At 56.1% G+C, this 18,647-nt stretch carries 18 protein-coding genes; 5 read left to right on the top strand and 13 right to left on the bottom strand.

Annotation, left to right across the window (positions count from 1 at the left end):
* Nucleotides 1–4: 4 nt before the first annotated feature.
* The 8 genes from FGI04_RS12585 to modE form a co-directional block, all read right to left on the bottom strand.
* Nucleotides 5–415 (bottom strand): copper-binding protein, encoded by a 411-nt coding sequence (locus tag FGI04_RS12585; RefSeq protein WP_407321084.1) that lies wholly within the window; start codon nt 413–415, stop codon nt 5–7.
* Nucleotides 416–488: 73 nt separating this feature from the next.
* Nucleotides 489–959 carry a hypothetical protein gene (locus tag FGI04_RS12580; protein ID WP_407321085.1) on the bottom strand — a complete coding sequence of 157 codons (471 nt, stop codon included), beginning with the start codon at nt 957–959 and terminating at the stop codon, nt 489–491.
* A gap of 114 nt (nt 960–1,073) precedes the next feature.
* On the bottom strand, nt 1,074–2,144 hold the full coding sequence (gene galM / locus FGI04_RS12575) for a galactose-1-epimerase (RefSeq protein WP_342699548.1): 1,071 nt from the start codon (nt 2,142–2,144) through the stop codon (nt 1,074–1,076).
* Nucleotides 2,134–3,285 (bottom strand): galactokinase, encoded by a 1,152-nt coding sequence (galK, locus tag FGI04_RS12570; RefSeq protein ID WP_342699549.1) that lies wholly within the window; start codon nt 3,283–3,285, stop codon nt 2,134–2,136. Before galK ends, galM begins: the two co-directional genes overlap by 11 nt.
* Nucleotides 3,282–4,352, bottom strand: coding sequence for a galactose-1-phosphate uridylyltransferase (gene galT, locus FGI04_RS12565; protein ID WP_038915818.1), 1,071 nt, complete (start codon nt 4,350–4,352; stop codon nt 3,282–3,284). Before galT ends, galK begins: the two co-directional genes overlap by 4 nt.
* Before the next feature lie 124 nt (nt 4,353–4,476).
* The gene (galE, locus tag FGI04_RS12560; RefSeq protein WP_016941918.1) at nt 4,477–5,493 is read right to left on the bottom strand and encodes a UDP-glucose 4-epimerase GalE; all 1,017 of its coding nucleotides are present in this window, start codon (nt 5,491–5,493) and stop codon (nt 4,477–4,479) included.
* A 256-nt stretch (nt 5,494–5,749) separates the two neighbouring features.
* On the bottom strand, nt 5,750–7,219 hold the full coding sequence (gene modF / locus FGI04_RS12555; RefSeq protein WP_342699550.1) for a molybdate ABC transporter ATP-binding protein ModF: 1,470 nt from the start codon (nt 7,217–7,219) through the stop codon (nt 5,750–5,752).
* Nucleotides 7,220–7,301: 82 nt separating this feature from the next.
* A complete protein-coding gene (modE, locus tag FGI04_RS12550; protein ID WP_407336826.1) occupies nt 7,302–8,093 on the bottom strand; it encodes a molybdenum-dependent transcriptional regulator ModE in 792 nt (263 codons plus the stop codon).
* 196 nt (nt 8,094–8,289) lie between these two features.
* On the opposite strand from modE, the gene FGI04_RS12545 reads away from it, so the two are divergent.
* The 4 genes from FGI04_RS12545 (at nt 8,290) to modC (ending at nt 11,095) form a co-directional block, all read left to right on the top strand.
* On the top strand, nt 8,290–8,439 hold the full coding sequence (locus FGI04_RS12545; protein ID WP_013317050.1) for an AcrZ family multidrug efflux pump-associated protein: 150 nt from the start codon (nt 8,290–8,292) through the stop codon (nt 8,437–8,439).
* 136 nt (nt 8,440–8,575) lie between these two features.
* Nucleotides 8,576–9,361 carry a molybdate ABC transporter substrate-binding protein gene (modA, locus tag FGI04_RS12540; protein ID WP_342699552.1) on the top strand — a complete coding sequence of 262 codons (786 nt, stop codon included), beginning with the start codon at nt 8,576–8,578 and terminating at the stop codon, nt 9,359–9,361.
* Nucleotides 9,348–10,037, top strand: a complete 690-nt coding sequence (gene modB / locus FGI04_RS12535; RefSeq protein WP_407273143.1) for a molybdate ABC transporter permease subunit — start codon at nt 9,348–9,350, stop codon at nt 10,035–10,037. The genes modA and modB overlap by 14 nt, the downstream gene beginning before the upstream one ends.
* Nucleotides 10,037–11,095: a molybdenum ABC transporter ATP-binding protein ModC gene (gene modC, locus FGI04_RS12530; RefSeq protein WP_407336825.1), complete on the top strand. Its 1,059-nt coding sequence runs from the start codon at nt 10,037–10,039 to the stop codon at nt 11,093–11,095. The genes modB and modC overlap by 1 nt, the downstream gene beginning before the upstream one ends.
* Nucleotides 11,096–11,145: 50 nt before the next feature.
* Here modC and FGI04_RS12525 read toward each other — a convergent pair whose 3' ends face one another.
* A complete protein-coding gene (locus tag FGI04_RS12525; protein WP_407336824.1) occupies nt 11,146–11,967 on the bottom strand; it encodes a pyridoxal phosphatase in 822 nt (273 codons plus the stop codon).
* Nucleotides 11,968–12,140: 173 nt separating this feature from the next.
* Between FGI04_RS12525 and pgl the strand changes: the two genes are divergently transcribed.
* Entirely contained in the window at nt 12,141–13,136 is a 996-nt protein-coding gene (gene pgl / locus FGI04_RS12520; RefSeq protein WP_407273146.1) for a 6-phosphogluconolactonase, read from the top strand.
* A gap of 62 nt (nt 13,137–13,198) precedes the next feature.
* On the opposite strand, the gene FGI04_RS12515 is transcribed toward pgl, so the two are convergent.
* From FGI04_RS12515 to metG, 4 genes are all read right to left on the bottom strand, one after another.
* A complete protein-coding gene (locus FGI04_RS12515) occupies nt 13,199–14,449 on the bottom strand; it encodes an LVIVD repeat-containing protein (protein WP_407273147.1) in 1,251 nt (416 codons plus the stop codon).
* A 24-nt stretch (nt 14,450–14,473) separates the two neighbouring features.
* A complete protein-coding gene (locus FGI04_RS12510; protein ID WP_342699556.1) occupies nt 14,474–15,550 on the bottom strand; it encodes a sugar ABC transporter substrate-binding protein in 1,077 nt (358 codons plus the stop codon).
* Nucleotides 15,551–15,786: 236 nt separating this feature from the next.
* Complete coding sequence (locus FGI04_RS12505) at nt 15,787–16,218, bottom strand: VirK family protein (protein WP_016941907.1); 432 nt, start codon at nt 16,216–16,218, stop codon at nt 15,787–15,789.
* A gap of 256 nt (nt 16,219–16,474) precedes the next feature.
* Complete coding sequence (gene metG / locus FGI04_RS12500; protein WP_407321089.1) at nt 16,475–18,505, bottom strand: methionine--tRNA ligase; 2,031 nt, start codon at nt 18,503–18,505, stop codon at nt 16,475–16,477.
* Nucleotides 18,506–18,647: the final 142 nt, after the last annotated feature.

The following is an 18,647-nucleotide window of genomic DNA, read 5'->3' as shown; positions in this document are numbered from 1 at the left end:
CCGGTCAGTTTTGCTGCGGTTTGATGTCGGCCAGGGTGTAGCCGTCCGCACGTTGCACGAAGCTGAAACGGACCGAACTGCCCGGTTGCAGCGGCGTCAGATTATCGTTTGCTGGCAGGCGGAAGGTCATGGTCATCGCTGGCCAGCGCAACGCGGGAATGGCTTCATGCGCCAGCGTAACGCTGTCGGCGTTCCATTGTTTGACGATGCCGGTGGCATGGTAGACCGTTGCGGATTCGGTCGGTGCAGGTGGCATAGACGTATTGCCAGGCTGCATATCGCTATGCTGCATGCTGCCAGTCATCGAGTGAGACATGCCGTTCATCTCACCGGTCATGGTGTGGGTCTGAGGCTGTTCAGCCAATAAGGGGGCAGAGAAGAGTAAGGCTGCAATGGAAATAGACAGTGTACGCATGATAATAGCTCCATAAATACGATAAATAACAAGTCATTGCGTGAAAACGCACAGAGGTTGTTTATCGCGAAAGCTATTCTCTGAATCGGCAAAAACGGATTTCGGCGGGTGGACCGGCGACAGGCGGTGTAAACCAGCGGTTGCTGCCGACAGTGACAGGTTGCGGTGGTTGCACGGGCAACAGTTCACTGCTGACTGGCAATGCCAGTAACGATAACGACGGTAAATCCTGGCTGGCGGTGTCAGGCTGACAATGTTTTTCACACAGTGGGCTGACGCTCGCTGTCGTTTGAACATCATACACGGCCGACATGTCAGGCATGACGGCGTCTTGCTGCATGCGATGGGTATCATGCTGAACATTTACGGGTGCCACCACATTTACGGGTACCACCGATGCCGCGATGAGTGGGACATCGCAACGGTGGCTGGCGATAGCCAACTGAGTGTTCAGCAAGAGCCAGCATAACGCCAACATCCAGCCCCATCTGCTTTTATAGCGCAGATGTCGCAAGCTGAGTGGATGAAGGCGCGAGGCTGTCATGAAGAAATGTCCTTATAAAAAGTGCAGCCAGTGTAAAAGGCGCTCTCTACATCGGACAAGCAGGAATTTGCACAGATTTGTAAAGAGCCAGCGGTGCTGGCTCTCTGGTGTATGTCAGTCAGCTGGCGTGACGATAAACGCGTAACGGGTCAGTGAGCGGTAGCGCTTGCCCGGTTTCAGCCAGCAGTCAGGCTGCGGCCAGTTGGGGTGGTTGGGGCTGTCTGGCAGAAATTCGCTTTCCAGCGCCAGCCCGGCGTAGTTGGCATAAGGCGACCCGTCGCGTGAAGGCGTACCCGCCAGAAAGTTACCGCTGTAGAGCTGTAGCGCCGGTGCGCTGGTGTACACCTGCATCTGCACCTTGCCGTCTGCTGACCACAGGTTAGCGGCAGGACTTTCACTGGAACCACCGGTACGGTGCAGCAAAAAAGCGTGGTCATAACCTTGAACTGCCTGCTGGTCGACATCGGACAGGAAGTCCTGCAGCAAGGTTTTGCGCTGACGAAAATCGAAACTGCTGTGGGCCACTTCCCGCAACGCATCACCGGGGATGCCATCCTGATTGACCGGCAGATAGTAATCCGCCATCAGTTGCAACTGATGGTGACGCACATCGGTTGGTTCGCCATCGAGGTTGAAATAGGCATGATTAGTCAGGCATACCGGGCAGGATTGATCGACCTCGGCCTGATACTCAATATCCAGCGCATTTTGATCGGTGAGTTGATAACTGACCCGTGCGGTCAGCGCACCGGGGAAGCCCTGGTCACCATCCGGTGAAAACAACTGGTAAGTGACCTGATCGTCACGTTGTTCCACGACTTGCCAGCGGCGGGCATGAAAACCGTCCGGCCCGCCATGTAACTGGTGCTCGCTCTGATTAGCCAGCAGGTGAATAGCGGTATCGCCTTGATGCAAGGTGGCGTTGGCGATGCGGTTGGCATAACGTCCCACCGATGCGCCCAGATAGGCAGACTGATGGGGGTATTGCTCAGGCGCACAGCCCAATAGCACTTCTCGCACGGTTCCGTCTGGCAACGGTAACTGACAAGAGAGCCAGGTGGCCCCCCAGTCCATCAGCGTTACCCGCGTACCGTGGCGGTTTTGCAGTATGGTCAACTGAAGTGGCTGACCATCTGGGGCGAGCGCCGTGTGTGGCGCTCGTGGTTCAACTGGGTCATTCGACATAACCGGCTCCTGACGAGGCTTGGCAAACGTAACAGGTCGGTTGTAATCCGGTTTTTGCCGGATACTCCCGCATCACGGCATTTTGCACCGCTGCTACTTGCTGTTGTGGGATCAACGCCACGATACAGCCACCAAATCCACCGCCCGTCATGCGTACACCACCTTCATCGCCGATCACCGCTTTGACGATGTCCACCAGTGTGTCGATAGGCGGCACCGTAATTTCGAAGTCATCCCGCATCGAGGCATGAGACGCGGCCATCAGTTCGCCCATCTGGCGCAGGTCGCCCCGCGTCAGTGCATCGGCTGCCGCCAGCGTACGGGCATTCTCGGTAATGATATGACGTGCGCGACGTGCTACCACGTCATCCAGACCGGCTGCTTTGGCCGCGAAATCGGCCTCGCTGACGTCACGCAGCGCTTTAACCTGAAAATAGCGCGCGGCGGCTTCGCACTGCTGGCGACGCGTGTTGTATTCGCTGTCTACCAGACCACGTTTGACGTTGGAGTTGATTATCATGACTGCCACGTTGTCCGGCATCGATACCGCACGGGTTTCCAGCGAACGGCAGTCGATCAGTAACGCGTGGTTACGTTGGCCCTGGGCTGAAATCATCTGATCCATGATGCCGCAGTTACAGCCGACGAACTGGTTTTCCGCCTCCTGGCCGTTGAGTGCCAGCGCCACATTGTCCAGCGGTAGCTGGTACAACGCCTGAATAGCTTTGCCGACTGCCACTTCCAGAGAAGCTGACGAACTCAGGCCTGCGCCCTGTGGCACATTGCCGCTTATCACCAGGTCTGCTCCGCCAAAGGCATCGCTACGGGTTTTCAGGTGCTTGATGACGCCGCGTACATAGTTTGCCCACTGCCACTGCGGATGGTGGTCGATCGGCGCATCGAGCGAAAAGCTATCTTGCTGGTTGTTGTAGTCCACCGCGACGACCCGGATTTGCCGGTCGTCACGTGGGGCAGCGCTGATAGTGGTGGAATAGTTGATGGCACAAGGCAGCACAAAACCGTCATTATAGTCGGTGTGCTCACCTATCAGGTTGACCCGTCCCGGCGCCTGAACGGTAAGGGTTGCCGGGTAACCGAACTGTTGCTGGAAAACCGCCTGGGTGCGTGCTGATAAGGTCATGCCTGAACTCCTGAATCACGAAGGTGACTACTGTCACGGTAATGAATGTCGCTAACGGCGCGCAGCCGTTCAGCCGCCTGCTCGGCGGTTAAATCACGCTGGGTTTCTGCCAGCATTTCATAACCCACCATGAATTTACGCACCGTGGCGGAGCGCAGCAGCGGTGGATAAAAATGGGCGTGCAACTGCCAGTGTTGATGGTCACCGTCAGTAAAAGGCGCGCCGTGCCAGCCCATGGAATACGGGAATGAGGTCTGGAACAGGTTGTCGTAACGGCTGGTCAACTGCTTTAACGCCAGCGCCAAATCCTGGCGCTGTGCTGGGGTGATGTCCGGCAGACGCAAGGTGTGGGCTTTGGGCAGTAACAGGGTTTCAAAAGGCCAGGCTGCCCAGTAGGGGACTACCGCCAGCCAGTGTTCGGTTTCCACCACATGGCGTGCGCCATCCTGCAATTCGCGTTGTAGGTAATCGACCAGCAGAGGTGAACCGTGCTGGTGGAAGTAGTCACGTTGCAGCCGGTCTTCCCGTTCCGCTTCGTTGGGCAGGAAATCGTTGGCCCAGATCTGGCCGTGCGGATGTGGGTTAGAACATCCCATCGCCGCGCCCTTGTTTTCAAACACCTGTACCCATGGGTAGGTTTGCCCCAGTTCGGCGCTCTGCTGTTGCCAGGTCGTGACCACCTGTTCGAGTGCGCTGAGCGGCAGTTCCGGCAAGGTTTTACTGTGGTCTGGTGAAAAACAGATGACCCGGCTGGTGCCGCGTGCACTTTGGCAACGCATCAGCGGATCGTTGCTTTCCGGGGCTGGTGGAGTGTCTGCCATCAGCGCGGCAAAATCGTTGGTGAACACAAAGGTACCCGGATAGTCAGGGTTGGTATCGCCGGTGACCCGCACGTTGCCGGGGCAAAGAAAACAGGTGGCATCGTGTGACGGCAGCGGGTCGGATGACACGCTCTCCTGTTGCCCCTGCCACGGACGTTTGGCACGGTGTGGCGACACCAGCACCCACTGCCCGGTCAGTGGGTTGTAGCGACGATGCGGATGTTCAACGGGATCAAAATACACCATTCGGATACCTTACTTTCTCATCGAAAAATGTTCGTCATCAACTCAGTGATTTCACAGCGACTTGTGCACAAAACACGCACGGCAAAACAGGGCGGCGCTGCTATCTGCTATCAGGACACTGCTATCAGTCTGAAAAGCCGTTTGGATGGCGGGATTGCCAGCGCCAGGTATCGGCCGCCATTTCATCCAGTGTCCGGCTGACGCGCCAGTTAAGCTCGCGCGCGGCTTTTTCCGCATCGGCCCAGTAGGCAGGCAGGTCGCCGTCACGACGTGGTGCAAAATGGTAGGGCAACGGCTTGCCGCAGGCGCGACTGAAGGCTTCCACCACTTGCAGTACGCTGTAACCCACGCCTGCGCCCAGGTTATAAATGTGAACGCCTGCTTTCCCGTGTAGCGTATTCATGGCGGCGACATGGCCGTCTGCCAGGTCTACCACGTGGATGTAGTCGCGCACGCCGGTGCCATCAACGGTCTGATAGTCATTGCCGAAAATCGCCAGCGACTCGCGACGGCCTACCGCGACCTGCGCAATGTAGGGCATCAGGTTGTTAGGCACGCCCTGCGGGTCTTCACCCATTTCACCTGACGGATGTGCGCCCACCGGGTTGAAGTAGCGCAACAGCACCACGCTCCAGTCCGGTTCCGCACGCTGCAAATCCTGCAGGATCTGCTCTACCATCAGTTTGCTGCGGCCATAAGGGCTGGCGGGGGTACCGGTGGGGAAACTTTCCTGATAGGGGATTTGCGGCTGGTCGCCGTATACGGTAGCCGACGAGCTGAAAATCAGCGTTTTAACACCGGCATGCTTCATGGCTTCCACCAGCGTCAGCGTGCCGTAGACGTTGTTATCGTAATAGCTGATGGGTTCACGTACTGACTCGCCCACCGCTTTGAGACCGGCGAAATGGATCACCGCGCCGATATCGTGTTCAGAAAAAATCGTCTGCAACAGGTCGCGATCGCGAATATCGCCCTGATAAAACACCGGCGTCTGCCCGCTGACGTGGGTAATCGCCTGCGCCACGCTGGCTTTGCTGTTGCACAGGTTGTCGAGAATAACCGGCTGATGACCGGCGGCGATCAGTTGTACACAAGTATGGCTTCCTATGTAACCGCTACCACCTGTAACCAATACTTTCATAATGACCTCTGTTGCAGAAAACTGAGTGGAAAAATAGCATGACCGTGGCAGGAAAAAGGTGATCAACGCCGTAAATAGCGATATTAGGGCTGTTGGTTCATAATCCACCTCTTCCCTGGATGATGAAGGAGCAGCATAGCGCGATGTACGCTCAGATGAAAATAGATTGCAACTGGTGTGGTAGCGTTATCACTAATGTGCTTATTATTGCCTGTGAGATGACGGTTTCGCTTACCGCGAAACCGTGTGTGCAAGATCAGCAGCTTTCTGTCAGGTAACGGTAGCCATCACCGTCGGGTACGAAGGTCAGACGGTGAGTGATGCAGTTCGGCGCGTCTTCCGCATGGTGGGAAACAAACAGTAATTGGGTTTGTCCCTGACCGATCAAGATATCCAGCCAGCGGCGAATGAGCTGACGGTTGAGCGGGTCTAGCCCTTGCAACGGCTCATCGAGGATCAACAAGGCCGGGTGTTTGACCAGCGCCCGGACAATCAACGCCAACCGCTGTTGCCCCCAGGACAGCGACTGGAATGGCGCATCAGCCACACTGTCCGGCAGGCCGAGCAGCGACAACCATTCGGCGACCAGAAAACGCTGGCGGTCCGATACCGCCTGATAAATGCCGATGGAGTCGAAGAACCCCGAGAGAATAACGTTGCGCAGGCTGGTGCTGACGCGATACTCCAGATGCAGACTACTGCTGACGTAGCCGATGTGGCGTTTGATGTCCCAGATGGTTTCGCCGCTACCGCGCCGACGGCCAAATAGCGTCAGGTCATTGCTGTAGCCCTGTGGGTGATCACCGGTGATTAAGCTGAGCAGGGTGGATTTACCCGCGCCATTCGGGCCGACTATCTGCCAGTGCTGGCCGGGTAACACTTCCCAGCTTAAATCGTCCAGAATGCGGCGATCGTTATAGCTCACCACACCGTGCAGTAGCCGAATGCGGGGTTGATCTGGTGGCAACGTCAGCCGCTGAGTGGGGTCTTCCGCTTCAGGCAACGCGGTCGCAGCCAGCGTTTCGCTGTGCGCCAGTTGCGATATCAGCACATCGGACAACACCGTTTCGCGATCACCCTGCCGAGTCAGCGTACAATCCGCCAGTACGCCGACCTGCCCGACAAAGGCCGGAATATCTTCAAAGCGGTTGAGAATCAACACCAGTGCCTGCCCTTGGGCCGCCAGCGACGCTAACAAATCGGTCAACTGTGCGCGTGAGGCCACATCCAGCCCGTCGAACGGTTCATCCAGAATCAGCAGGTCCGGCTGCGCCATCAGCGCCTGACACAGCATGGTTTTACGGGTTTCGCCGGTAGAGAGATATTTGAAACGACGTGGTAATAAATGGGCGATGCCGAATTGTGTCGCCAGTTGGTTGCAGCGCTCGACATCGCGCACGCTGTCCTGAATAACTTCGGCGGTGGTACGCCCGGTATCGTCTTCGTCGACACTGAGCATATCGGTGTTGTTGCGCAGCCATTCCTGCGATACCAACTGTTGCAACTGTTCGAATGACAGGCGAGCTACACGCTGAAAGTCGCACTGACGTTGCCCTGACAGCAACAGCAGTTCACCACTGAGTGCGCGCGCCAGCGCCGATTTTCCACTACCGTTAGCGCCGACAAACGCCCAGCACTGTTCCTGATGCAACGTAAGTTCATCCAGACGCATCATTCGGGTATCACTTAACCGGAACTGTGCCTGATGGATGTGCAGCAATGACATGATGATTCCCTTTACGAAATGACAGACCCTTTACGGGTAAAGGGAAGCCAGCGGCTTGTCAAGCGGCGTGGTGTCAGTTGTATCAACACAGGGTAGCGATAATCACCTGGTCGGCATTAAAACTGGCATAGACCGCCATCTCCGGTTGAAGACCTTGCTGTGTCACCTCATCGTTGGATAAGGTGGCGCAGACGACCTCGCCGCCTTCCAGTGTTACCAGCACTTCGCTTTGTGTCTGGCCGGGTTGCAAGTGGCTGATGCGGCCCGGCAACACATTATCGTGCTCGGGGGTTGAGGCGGTTTGCGGGGTAATGGTCACCCACGGCGCTTTTATTAACGCCAGCACGTCTTTGCCACCGGTGAGTTGCAGCCTGTCGGCACTCTGCTGGGTCAGGGCGGCCTGAATGCGGGTATGACCATCGGCCAGCAGAATAGACAAATGCTGCTGAACCTGCTGCTGATCGCGTTCCAGAACGGTGCCGAAAAACTGATTGCGGGCGCTGGTTTGCAGTGAAAAACGGGCGATAGCTGCCAACAGACTGTCCAGCGGCAGGGTGTCATCCTGTAGCACATCGAACGCTTTTTGTTGAATCTGCCCTAACAGGTCATAGAGTTGCAGCAACCGTTCACCATAGCGTGTCAGCACCGCGCCGCCACCCCCTTTACCGCCGGTGGTGCGCTCAACGATGATCTGCTCCGAGAGCTGGTTCATTTCGTTAATCGCATCCCAGGCGCTTTTGTAGCTGATATCAGCCAGGCGCGCTCCCTGGCTGATGGAGCCAGTCTGTTGCACCTGCTTGAGTAGAGCGATGCGACGCGGGTCGGCAAAGAGCCGTTGCTGAAGTTTTAAGGTAAGAAGAATTTCTGCTTGCATGGTCACATCCGTATCTGGGCGGCTAATCATTTGTATTGTCATCGTTTTGCGTCAAACAGGCAAACCGCACAAATGGCCGCTCTAATTCCGGCGATTCAGGTAAACTCATCGACAGCAATGAGGTTAGAATAGTCTATCCTGAATTAATCAGATGCTGGTGGTGCAACGGCCAGCGACGGTGAAAGACGAGGTCGATATGTTGGAATTGCTGAAAAGCCTGCTGTTTGCGGTGTGCATGGTGCCAGTCATGATGGCGCTGATTCTGGGGGCTATTTATGGGCTGGGCGAAGTGTTCAACCTGTTTTCCGCCATCGGCCACCGCGAGTCCTCTGTGGCGCGCAAATAATCCGTTCCCTGAGTTCCTGTTTTAAAAAATCCGGCCTTGGCCGGATTTTTTTTGCTTAAGAACAATGACAACGCGGCTAAGATTCGGTATTTATCGTTATGTGATTAACTACATAACGATAATCTCTGGAGATAATATGAAACAGCAATGGACTTATTGGCTGACCGCCGCCGCGTTGACACTGGGTATGAGTGCGACTAGCGCACTGGCGCAGGAGAAGGTGACGGTGTTTGCCGCGGCCTCGTTGACCAACGCCTTGCAGGATATCGCTGCGCAATACCAAAAGGAAAAACAGGTTTCTATCGTTGCATCCTATGCGTCGTCATCAACGCTGGCACGTCAGATTGAACAGGGCGCGCCCGCGGATCTGTTCATTTCCGCTGATCAGCAGTGGATGGATTATGTGCAGGGTAAGCAGTTGGTTGAAAACGATACCCGCTACACGCTGTTGGGCAATCAACTGGTGGTGATTGCGCCCAAATCCGCTGAGACAAAAGGTTTTAAAATAGACGAGAAAACCGACTGGAAAGCGTTGCTGAAAGGCGGCCGTCTGTCCGTCGGCGACCCGGACCATGTACCGGCCGGTATCTACGCCAAAGAAGCCTTACAGAAGCTGAACGCCTGGGACACCTTGTCACCACTGATGGCTCGCGCCAATGACGTACGTGCCGCCATGGTGTTGGTTGAACGTGAAGAAGCGCCGCTGGGGATTGTGTATGGGTCGGACGCGGTTGCCAGTACCAAAGTAAAAGTGGTCGGTATCTTCCCGGATAACACCCACAAACCGGTGGAATACCCGATGGCTATCGTTAAAGGGCATAGCACCCCAACGGTCAACGCCTTCTTTGATTACCTGAAAACGCCGCAGGCCGCTGTCGTGTTTAAACAATACGGATTTACGCCGGTTAATGCTGCTCAGTGAGTATGAATGGCAGGCGGTTTCGCTGAGCCTGAAGGTTTCGCTGGTGGCGGTCAGTTGCAGTTTGCCGTTGGGCATTCTGGCCGCCTGGGTGTTAGCGCGTTGCCGCTTTGTCGGAAAATCGTTGCTGGATAGCGTGATCCACCTGCCGCTGGTGCTACCGCCGGTAGTGATCGGCTATTTGCTGCTGATTGTCATGGGGCGCAAAGGCGTGGTAGGCGGCTGGCTTTACCACTGGTTTGGCTTTAGCTTCAGTTTTAGCTGGCATGGCGCGGCGCTGGCGTCGGCGGTGGTGGCATTTCCGTTGATGGTGCGAGCCATTCGGCTGGCGCTGGAGGCGGTGGATACCCGGCTGGAGCTGGCGGCGCGAACGTTGGGTGCCGGGCGCTGGCGAGTTTTTTTCACCATCACGCTGCCGTTGACGTCGCCGGGGATTATTGTCGGCACTGTGCTGGCGTTCGCGCGTTCGCTAGGGGAATTCGGTGCCACCATCACTTTTGTGTCTAATATTCCGGGCGAAACCCGCACCATTCCCAATGCCATGTATACGTTGATTGAAACACCGGGGGCGGAAATGCAGGCGGCTCGCTTGTGTGTTATCGCCATTGGGTTGTCGCTGGTGTCACTGTTGTTGTCGGAATGGCTCACCCGCTGGAGCCGTAAACGGTTGGGGGGATAATGCTGCGATTGGATTTTACTCAGCAATTGGGAGACCTGACGCTCAGTGTCGCCGCCCAGCTTCCCGCCAGCGGTATTACTGCCGTGTTCGGTGTCTCGGGGGCCGGGAAGACCTCGCTGATTAATGCCATTGTCGGCCTGACCCGGCCGGATAGCGGGCTTATTCAGCTTAATGATCGGGTGCTGTCAGACAGCGCGCAAGGGGGGTTCCTGCCGCCGGAAAAACGTCGTATTGGTTACGTGTTTCAGGATGCACGGCTCTTCCCGCATTACCGGGTGCTGGGGAATTTACGTTACGGCATGGCCGCCTCGATGCAGGCACAGTTTGACGATATCGTGCGGTTGCTCGGTATCGGGCACTTGCTTAAACGCTACCCGATGACCTTGTCCGGCGGTGAGAAACAGCGGGTAGCGATTGGTCGCGCGTTACTGACTGCGCCGGAACTGCTGCTGATGGACGAGCCGTTGGCATCGCTGGATGCGCCGCGTAAGCGCGAACTGTTGCCATATCTGGAGCGCCTGGCCCGTGAGGTCAACACACCGATTCTGTATGTTAGTCACAGTCTGGAAGAAGTGGTGCGGCTGGCGGATAGGGTGCTGGTATTGGATAAAGGGCAGGTAAAGGCGCAAGGCTCACTGGAAGAGGTATGGGCCAGTAACGCTCTGCGCGCCTGGTTACCGCGAGAAGAGCAGAGCAGTATTCTGAAGGTGACGGTGATGGAGCATCATCCGCATTACGCGATGACTGCGCTGTCACTGGGCGAACAGCCGCTGTGGGTGGGGCGTGTTGATGCATCGCAGGGAGATGAGCTGCGCATTCGCATCAATGCGGCTGATGTATCGCTGGTGACGCAACGACCCGCTGTCAGCAGCATTCGTAATGTGCTGTCGGCTTGTGTGGTGGAATGCATTGAGGTCGGCGAACAGGTGGAGGTTAAGCTGGATCTCGGTGGGCACATTCTGTGGGCTCGCATCACGCCCTGGGCGCGTGATGAACTGGCGCTGACGGCCGGGCAGCACCTGTACGCTCAGGTTAAGAGCGTGTCGATCACGCCATGAGTTTGTTTGTGACGTGTCACGGCACCACCTGTACGTGGGCCGTGACGGTGTCAGGCCAGTACCCGACGGCGGATAACCTCTGCAATGCCGGGTTTTTCATGATGATCAATCACCAAGTCCGCGTGAGCTTTGACGTCGTCGGCGCTATTACCCATCGCGACACCCAGTCCAACAGCAGATAACATACTAATATCATTGAAATTATCGCCAAACGCGACGACGTCGTTCATGCTGAACCCTTGCGATTCCACCCAGCGTTGCAGTAAGCGGCCTTTGCTGTTGCCGGTTTGGGCAATATCCACCTGATCCATCCATGACCACTCGCAGGCCAGACCTAATTCTTCTTCAACCTGTTTAGCGAAGTCATTCAATACGGTGGTATCGGTATGGTGGGTGGCGAATTTCCAGATAGAACGGCTGTGGTCAGTGGCGGTCATCAGGTCATCGACCTGGCGAAACACTGGTCGCTGAGATTCCGGAAGCTGTTCCGCCCAGGTCTGGGTGCGGGTGATGTGGCCGGTAATGTGCTGGTAGAGCATCGCGTCGTCGGCGTACATCAGGCCGTGAATGGCGAATTGCTGCAAGCGTTGCAGCACGCTTTTGGCCTGTGCCGATGTGAGCGGGTTGGCGTCGTGGGTTTGCCCGGTTTGGTAATCGTAAAGGTAGGTGCCGTTGCAGCAGATGACGGGGGTATCCAGCGCCAGCGCCTGATAAAACGGATGGATAGCCGAGTGGTGGCGACCGGTCGCGATAATGACCTTGATACCGGCCTGCCGGGCCTGTGCCAGCGCCTGTAAGGATTCAGGTAAAATCGTTTTCTTTTGCGTTAACAGTGTGCCGTCCAGATCGAGGGCAATGATGCGATAGGTCATGGTATTCTCAACAGGTTATCGGGTTCACTTTTGGGATGGTACACTGGATGTCCTCTGAAGCGACAGAGCCTTTTTCTGTACTGACTTTGGCAGTCAGCACAGAAAAATGAAAGTCTAGCCTGAGCGTAACGAGGCGCACCTGCCGCCTCATCGGTGCCAACAAGGAGAATCGAATGCAGCAAGTGGTTTATATCGCCAGTCCGGAAAGTCAGCAGATTCATGTCTGGCAGCTCGCCGCCAGCGGGACGCTGAGCTTGTTACAGGTGGTTGATGTCCCTGGACAGGTGCAACCGATGGTTATCGCGCCGGATAAGCGCCATCTGTATGTCGGTGTGCGTCCTGAATTTCGGGTCATCAGTTACCGGATTGACGGGCAAGGAAAACTGACTGAAGCCGGTGTGGCATCGTTACCGGGCAGCCCAACCCATTTGTCGACCGATCACACTGGACGCTTCTTGTTCAGCGCCTCTTACAGCAATGCGTGCGTTAGCGTCAGCCCCATCGGCGATGATGGCGTGGTACAGGAATCCTGTCAGCAACTCGATGGGCTCGAAGGGTGCCATTCGACCAACATCGACCCGGCGAATCGCGTATTGTGGGCCCCTTGTCTGAAAGAAGATCGCATCAGATTGTATGATGTCGGCAGCGATGGCCGTCTGAGCGATCACCTGCCTGCGGAGCAGCGTGCCGCCGCCGGTGCCGGGCCGCGTCATATGGCGTACCACCCGAATGACCGTTTCACCTATTGCATTAATGAACTGAACAGCTCGGTGGATGTGTTCGAGCTGGATGCGCAGGGCGAAGGCAAACGGATCCAGACGTTGAATGCCATGCCAGCCGATTTCACCGGCACCTGCTGGGCGGCGGATATCCACATCACGCCGGATGGCCGTCACCTGTATACGACGGATCGTACCGCCAGCCTGATTTCCATTTTCGACGTATCCACGCAAGATGGGACATTGACCCTGACTGGGCACCAGCCGACGGAAACGCAACCGCGCGGTTTTAACATCGATCATAACGGACAGTTCCTGATCGCCGCCGGTCAGAAATCTCACCATATTGAGGTTTACGGCATTCAGCCGGACAACGGTAACCTGACGCCGCTGGCGCGCTACGCGGTGGGGCAAGGACCGATGTGGGTGTCAGTACTGGCGCTGGACTAAATCACTGACAAGCAAGGCTTGTATCACGCGCTGCCGGAAGGCAGCGCGCATTCGTCCAGTGCTCAGCCGCGGTATTCGATGATCGACAACCCGGCGTTGTAGTCGGTGCTGTAGATAATCCCTTGCGCGTCGACGAACACGTCACAAGACTGGATCACCTGTGGCCGCCCGGGGCGTTTATCAATCATACGTTCAGGTGCGGCAGGCACCAGCGCACCGGTTTCTTTTGGCCGGTATGGATTGCTGATGTCGTAAGCGCGCACGCCGGCGTTCTGATAGGTGGCGAAAATCAGTGTCGAACTGATGAAGCTGCCCGGTCGGTTTTCATGCAGATTGTGCGGACCGAAGTGCGCCCCTTTCTTCACATAATCGGTTTCACTGGGCTGCGGGAAGGTGGCGATGCTGACCGGGTTAGCTGGCTCGCGGATATCGAACACCCAAATCAGTTTCTCTCCGTCTTCCTGATTATCCAGCACCGCTTCGTCCAGCACGATCAGCAGGTCGCGATCCGGCAACGGCAGCGCCGTGTGGGTACCGCCGCCGAACGGTGGGCTCCAGTTGCGGTGGCTGATGAGCTTTGGCTGGGTACGGTCACTGACGTCCAGCAGTGTCAGGCCACCATCACGCCAGCTACCGTAGGCGGTGTTGCCGCTGACAATGGCGTGGTGCAGCGCGTAGCGTTTGCCTTCCGGCCAGCTCGGTGTTTCACCGCCAGCGGTGTGCATGCCCGGTAGCCAGTAGCGACCGGCCACTTCCGGTTTGCGCGGGTCAGCGAGATCAATAGTCAGAAAGATGTAGTCGCTATAGCCGTCCAGCAGGGCTGAAACATACGCCCAGCGCCCGCCCACGTACCAGATACGATGAATGCCGATGCCATCAAGCGGCAGGAAGCTGATTTCACGCGGTTGATCGGGGGTGGAAATATCGAATATCCGTAGTCCGGCGCTCCAGTGTTTATCCTGCTGGCCGGTGCTGACGGTCTCTGCCACCGAGCGGGTGTAGTAGACTTTCTCTTCGGCGAAGCGCGCATCGGCGAACAGATCGCGCGCGTTGACCACCAGTAGCAGATCATCGTGGGTTTGCAGATGGATGTTCCAGGTACCCGGTGGTGCTGCGATAAAACCGGCTGGTTTGGGATTCTTCGGGTCACGCACATCGACAATGGATACGCCCTGCGACACCATGTGTCCGATATAGGCGTAACCACGATGCACCATGACCTGTACGCCATCAGGGCGCCCGCCCTGATCGCTGTGTCCAATCAGCCGCATGTTGCGGCTGTATTCCGGCATGGGCAGGGGCGCTGATGCCATATAAGCCTCCGTTATGACAGACCTTTATTTGCTTTTGGCTTCCAGTGTAGCAAACCACGGCGCAATAAAGTCATTGGTCTGGCCCCATCCTGGGATGATTTTTGCCAGTCCAGCCACGTTGACCGGCCCAGGCTGACTGACCAACAGCGCCTGCGGAATGTTGGCGGCACGGAATTGGTAGGTGGCGGGTGTCGGTTCGCCGGCAATCTTGTTGGCGACCAGACGCAGGTTGACCTTACCGATCAGTTTCGGGTCTACCGCGACGCTGACTTTCCACGGGCTATTGGCTTCTCGCATCAGTTGCAAGTCCTGATTGGAAATGTCGATGCTGTAGAGTTTGATTTCGGTACGGCCGTTTTCTTTGAGCGCTTTGTATGCCCCCTGACTGAAGGCATCCCACGCCCCCCAGATAGCGTCAATCTTACCTTTCGGGTATTTCGCCAGAATTGCGCCGACTTTATTGGCGGTATCACCTTGTACGTCGGAAGACACCGCACCGATGGACTCCAGCTCTTTAATACCGGGGTTGTCTTTCAGAATTTGTTGGTAGGCTGTCTGACGGCGTTCCATTGGCGGGAATCCGGCCACCCACAGCTTGATGATGTTAGCTTTACCGTTGAAGTCTTTTACCAACTGGCCGAGGGATTCGTTAGCCAGCGAGGCGTCATCCTGTTGGCTGACCGTCACGCCGGGAATAGTGCGATCGACAGCGGTGTCAAACACAGCCACTTTGATGCCGCTGTCGACAATGCGCTGAATAAGATCGGTGGAGTAGGGCGCGCGGCCTTGCGACAGAATAATGCCGTCGTATTTCTGGCTGATGGCCTGATTCACGAAATCCTGAAATTTGGCGTCGTCACCGTTGCTCAGAAAGGTGCTGATTTTAAAACCCAGCTTTTTACCTTCTTCCAGCACGCCGGAAACGAACTGGGTGGTGTTGTCATCTGAACCGAGATTACGGATTACGGCGATGCGTATCGGTCCCTGATGGTTGGCGATGGCGGCAGGAACCGGGGCGGCGGTGGCGGGTGTTTCTGCTGCCAGTGTGGAGAAAGAAGCCGTCAGGCTCAGGGCCAACAGTGCGACAGGGAATTTCTTCATTTTTAATCCTCGGTGTTGTGAAGCAAGCTCGCTATTTATGGATATCTTTATGTCTGGATGTCTATTTTAGTGATGAGGAATCATAGCGGGTAACCTGGCAGTGTGCAAAGGGGGGGAATTATGCCTTTTGCGCTTACCTTATAACTTTTTGTTTTGTTCAGGTGGAGTAGCTGGGTTGTGGGGAATATTGATGAAGGAAAAGACATACCCGGCAGGCCGGGTATGTCTGGCAAGGCTTATTGCACGAAGAAGCCGATGTCCTGACCCAGTTTGCACTGGTAACTCAGGGTATTGCCGCGCTGCTGCAGGCCCGGCAGGTTAAACATGTAGGTCGTGAAACGCACGGTATTATCCGGCTGAACCTGATAACGCATGAATTGCTGAATCGGCGTGCCGTCATTGGCGACAGTAAAGTGCTCATCGCTAAATGACAGCGTACCGTTATCAATCAGACGATAAGCGCTGATATGCAGACCACCACGAGTTTTACTGACTGGAGTGCCATCCTGAGGTGTGCAAGCGGATAAATCGATGGTGACGTTGACACTACGGCCTTGATTCAGGGCGGTGATGACATCGCTGGCACTCTTCAATGATTTAGACGCCATGGCTGGTGCGGCGGTGACAAGCAGGGCTGCGCTCAACAGCAACGGGGTGATACGAGACATTCGATATTCCTCCATGATCGACGATGGGTATGACGGTGCGGCCATCACAGGGTGTGTGAAAGAACTGGCCACTTGTGCATACCGCTATGTGCGTGAAGTGATAATCACGCCGAGATACTGTTTATCATGCCCACGGTGAAAGCGCCATGCCGTTTATCTGAAATAGCGATAGGTCGGAGGTGTTAACAACGGATGTGAAATAAGGCGAGCCAGGGAAGAGACATCAGGCCGACGGCGCGGCCTGATGTGAGTGAGCTTACTTGATTTGCATGCCTGGCTGGGCACCGCTGTCGGGGCTTAACAGGAAGATGTCTTTCCCACCGGGGCCTGCGGCCATCACCATGCCTTCGGAAACGCCAAAGCGCATTTTACGCGGAGCCAGATTGGCGACCAGTACCGTCAGGCGACCCTCCAGCGCGGAGGGGTCCGGGTAGGCGGCGCGGATACCGGAGAACACCTGGCGGGTCTGACCGCCCAGATCCAACGTCAACCGTAGCAGCTTGTCTGAACCGTCCACCAGTTCGGCTTTCTGGATCAAGGCAACGCGCATGTCGACTTTATCGAAGTCGGCAAAGTCGATAGTGTCTTGAATCGGATTGTCGGCCAACGGGCCAGACGCCGGTTTGGCTGCCGCCGCGGCTTCCTCTTTGGAAGCGTCCACCATGCCTTGTACCTGCGCGATGTCGATGCGGTTGAACAACGCCTTAAACGCACCGACCCGGTGGTTTGTCAGCGGTTGCGACAGTGAATCCCAGCGCAGCTCGGTTTGCAGGAAGGCTTCAGCGCGTTCTGCCAGCGACGGCAGTACCGGTTTCAGGTACGTCATCAGCACACGGAACAGGTTGATGCCCATCGAACAAATGGCCTGCAGGTCGGCATCGCGGCCTTCCTGTTTAGCAACCACCCAAGGAGCCTGCTCGTCTACATAGCGGTTGGCGAGGTCTGCCAACGCCATAATTTCGCGAATCGCTTTGCCGGATTCACGGCTACTATAGGCCTCGGCGATGGTTTGTGCGGCGTCGATAAAGGTTTGATACAGCGCCGGGTCGGCCAGGCTATCCGCCAGTTGGCCGTCAAAACGTTTGTTGATAAAACCGGCGTTACGTGATGCCAGGTTGACCACTTTGTTGACGATATCGGCGTTTACGCGCTGTACAAAGTCTTCCAGATTGAGGTCGATGTCATCAATACGCGACGACAGTTTGGCCGCGTAGTAATAACGCAGACAGTCGGCATCCAGATGCTTGAGGTAGGTGTCAGCCTTGATGAAGGTGCCGCGTGATTTGGACATCTTGGCACCGTTGACGGTCACATACCCGTGTACAAACAGGTTGGTCGGCTTGCGGAAACCGCTGCCTTCCAGCATGGCTGGCCAGAACAGGCTGTGGAAATAAACGATGTCTTTGCCGATAAAGTGGTACAGCTCGGTGCTGGCGTCTTTACGCCAGAATTCGTCAAAGCTGAGGTCGCCGCGTTTATCACACAGGTTTTTGAATGACCCCATGTACCCGATTGGCGCATCCAGCCAGACGTAAAAATATTTGCCCGGTGCATCCGGTACTTCGAAACCGAAATAAGGGGCGTCGCGGGTAATATCCCACTGTTGCAGCCCGGCGTCGAACCACTCCTGCATCTTGTTGGCGACCTGTTCCTGCAACGCGCCGGAACGGGTCCAGCTTTGCAGCATGTCGCTGAATGCCGGCAAGTCGAAAAAGAAGTGTTCGGATTCGCGCATCACCGGTGTGGCACCTGACACGGCGGATTTCGGGTCGATCAACTCCGTAGGGCTGTACGTCGCGCCGCACACCTCGCAGTTATCGCCGTACTGATCTGGCGCCTTGCATTTCGGGCAGGTGCCTTTTACAAAGCGATCCGGCAGGAACATACTTTTTTCCGGGTCGAACAACTGAGAAATGGTGCGGTTTTTGATAAAACCGTTTTCCTTCAGCCGACGGTAAATCAACCCAGACAGCTCGCGGTTTTCTTCGCTGTGCGTAGAGTGATAGTTGTCGTAACTGATGTTAAACCCGGCGAAATCCTGCTGGTGTTCCTGACTCACCGTCGCAATCATCTGCTCAGGCGCTACACCCATCTGCTGTGCTTTGAGCATGATCGGTGTGCCGTGGGCGTCGTCCGCACAAATAAAGTGGACCTGATTGCCGCGCATTCGCTGGTAACGGACCCAAATGTCCGCCTGAATGTGTTCGAGCATGTGGCCAAGGTGGATCGGGCCGTTAGCATAAGGCAGCGCGCACGTTACCAAAATTTTATTTGCGACTTGAGTCATAGTGGGGAACTTGCTTGTTGGTTGGTGAATAAATTAAGAAGGAGCCTTGATGTTACCCTATCGCGTCGTAATGCGTAAACCTTGCGGCGATATGGGCTGCAACAAAACCCGTCCGGCGCGTGTTAATAAACCGACAGAGAGT

This window comes from Dickeya ananatis, assembly GCF_019464615.1.
In the GTDB taxonomy this organism is placed as follows: Bacteria; Pseudomonadota; Gammaproteobacteria; order Enterobacterales; family Enterobacteriaceae; genus Dickeya; species Dickeya oryzae.
The sequence above is the reverse complement of the archived record's forward strand: the minus strand, read 5'-3'. Positions and strand labels throughout refer to the sequence as shown.

Bases quoted from the DNA above. Each gene is read 5' to 3' on its own strand.
- FGI04_RS12585 (WP_407321084.1), bottom strand. From the start codon at position 415: ATGCGTACACTGTCTATTTCCATTGCAGCCTTACTCTTCTCTGCCCCC.
- FGI04_RS12580 (WP_407321085.1), bottom strand. From the start codon at position 959: ATGACAGCCTCGCGCCTTCATCCACTCAGCTTGCGACATCTGCGCTAT.
- galM (WP_342699548.1), bottom strand. From the start codon at position 2,144: ATGTCGAATGACCCAGTTGAACCACGAGCGCCACACACGGCGCTCGCC.
- galK (WP_342699549.1), bottom strand. From the start codon at position 3,285: ATGACCTTATCAGCACGCACCCAGGCGGTTTTCCAGCAACAGTTCGGT.
- galT (WP_038915818.1), bottom strand. From the start codon at position 4,352: ATGGTGTATTTTGATCCCGTTGAACATCCGCATCGTCGCTACAACCCA.
- galE (WP_016941918.1), bottom strand. From the start codon at position 5,493: ATGAAAGTATTGGTTACAGGTGGTAGCGGTTACATAGGAAGCCATACT.
- modF (WP_342699550.1), bottom strand. From the start codon at position 7,219: ATGTCATTGCTGCACATCCATCAGGCACAGTTCCGGTTAAGTGATACC.
- modE (WP_407336826.1), bottom strand. From the start codon at position 8,093: ATGCAAGCAGAAATTCTTCTTACCTTAAAACTTCAGCAACGGCTCTTT.
- FGI04_RS12545 (WP_013317050.1), top strand. From the start codon at position 8,290: ATGTTGGAATTGCTGAAAAGCCTGCTGTTTGCGGTGTGCATGGTGCCA.
- modA (WP_342699552.1), top strand. From the start codon at position 8,576: ATGAAACAGCAATGGACTTATTGGCTGACCGCCGCCGCGTTGACACTG.
- modB (WP_407273143.1), top strand. From the start codon at position 9,348: ATGCTGCTCAGTGAGTATGAATGGCAGGCGGTTTCGCTGAGCCTGAAG.
- modC (WP_407336825.1), top strand. From the start codon at position 10,037: ATGCTGCGATTGGATTTTACTCAGCAATTGGGAGACCTGACGCTCAGT.
- FGI04_RS12525 (WP_407336824.1), bottom strand. From the start codon at position 11,967: ATGACCTATCGCATCATTGCCCTCGATCTGGACGGCACACTGTTAACG.
- pgl (WP_407273146.1), top strand. From the start codon at position 12,141: ATGCAGCAAGTGGTTTATATCGCCAGTCCGGAAAGTCAGCAGATTCAT.
- FGI04_RS12515 (WP_407273147.1), bottom strand. From the start codon at position 14,449: ATGGCATCAGCGCCCCTGCCCATGCCGGAATACAGCCGCAACATGCGG.
- FGI04_RS12510 (WP_342699556.1), bottom strand. From the start codon at position 15,550: ATGAAGAAATTCCCTGTCGCACTGTTGGCCCTGAGCCTGACGGCTTCT.
- FGI04_RS12505 (WP_016941907.1), bottom strand. From the start codon at position 16,218: ATGTCTCGTATCACCCCGTTGCTGTTGAGCGCAGCCCTGCTTGTCACC.
- metG (WP_407321089.1), bottom strand. From the start codon at position 18,505: ATGACTCAAGTCGCAAATAAAATTTTGGTAACGTGCGCGCTGCCTTAT.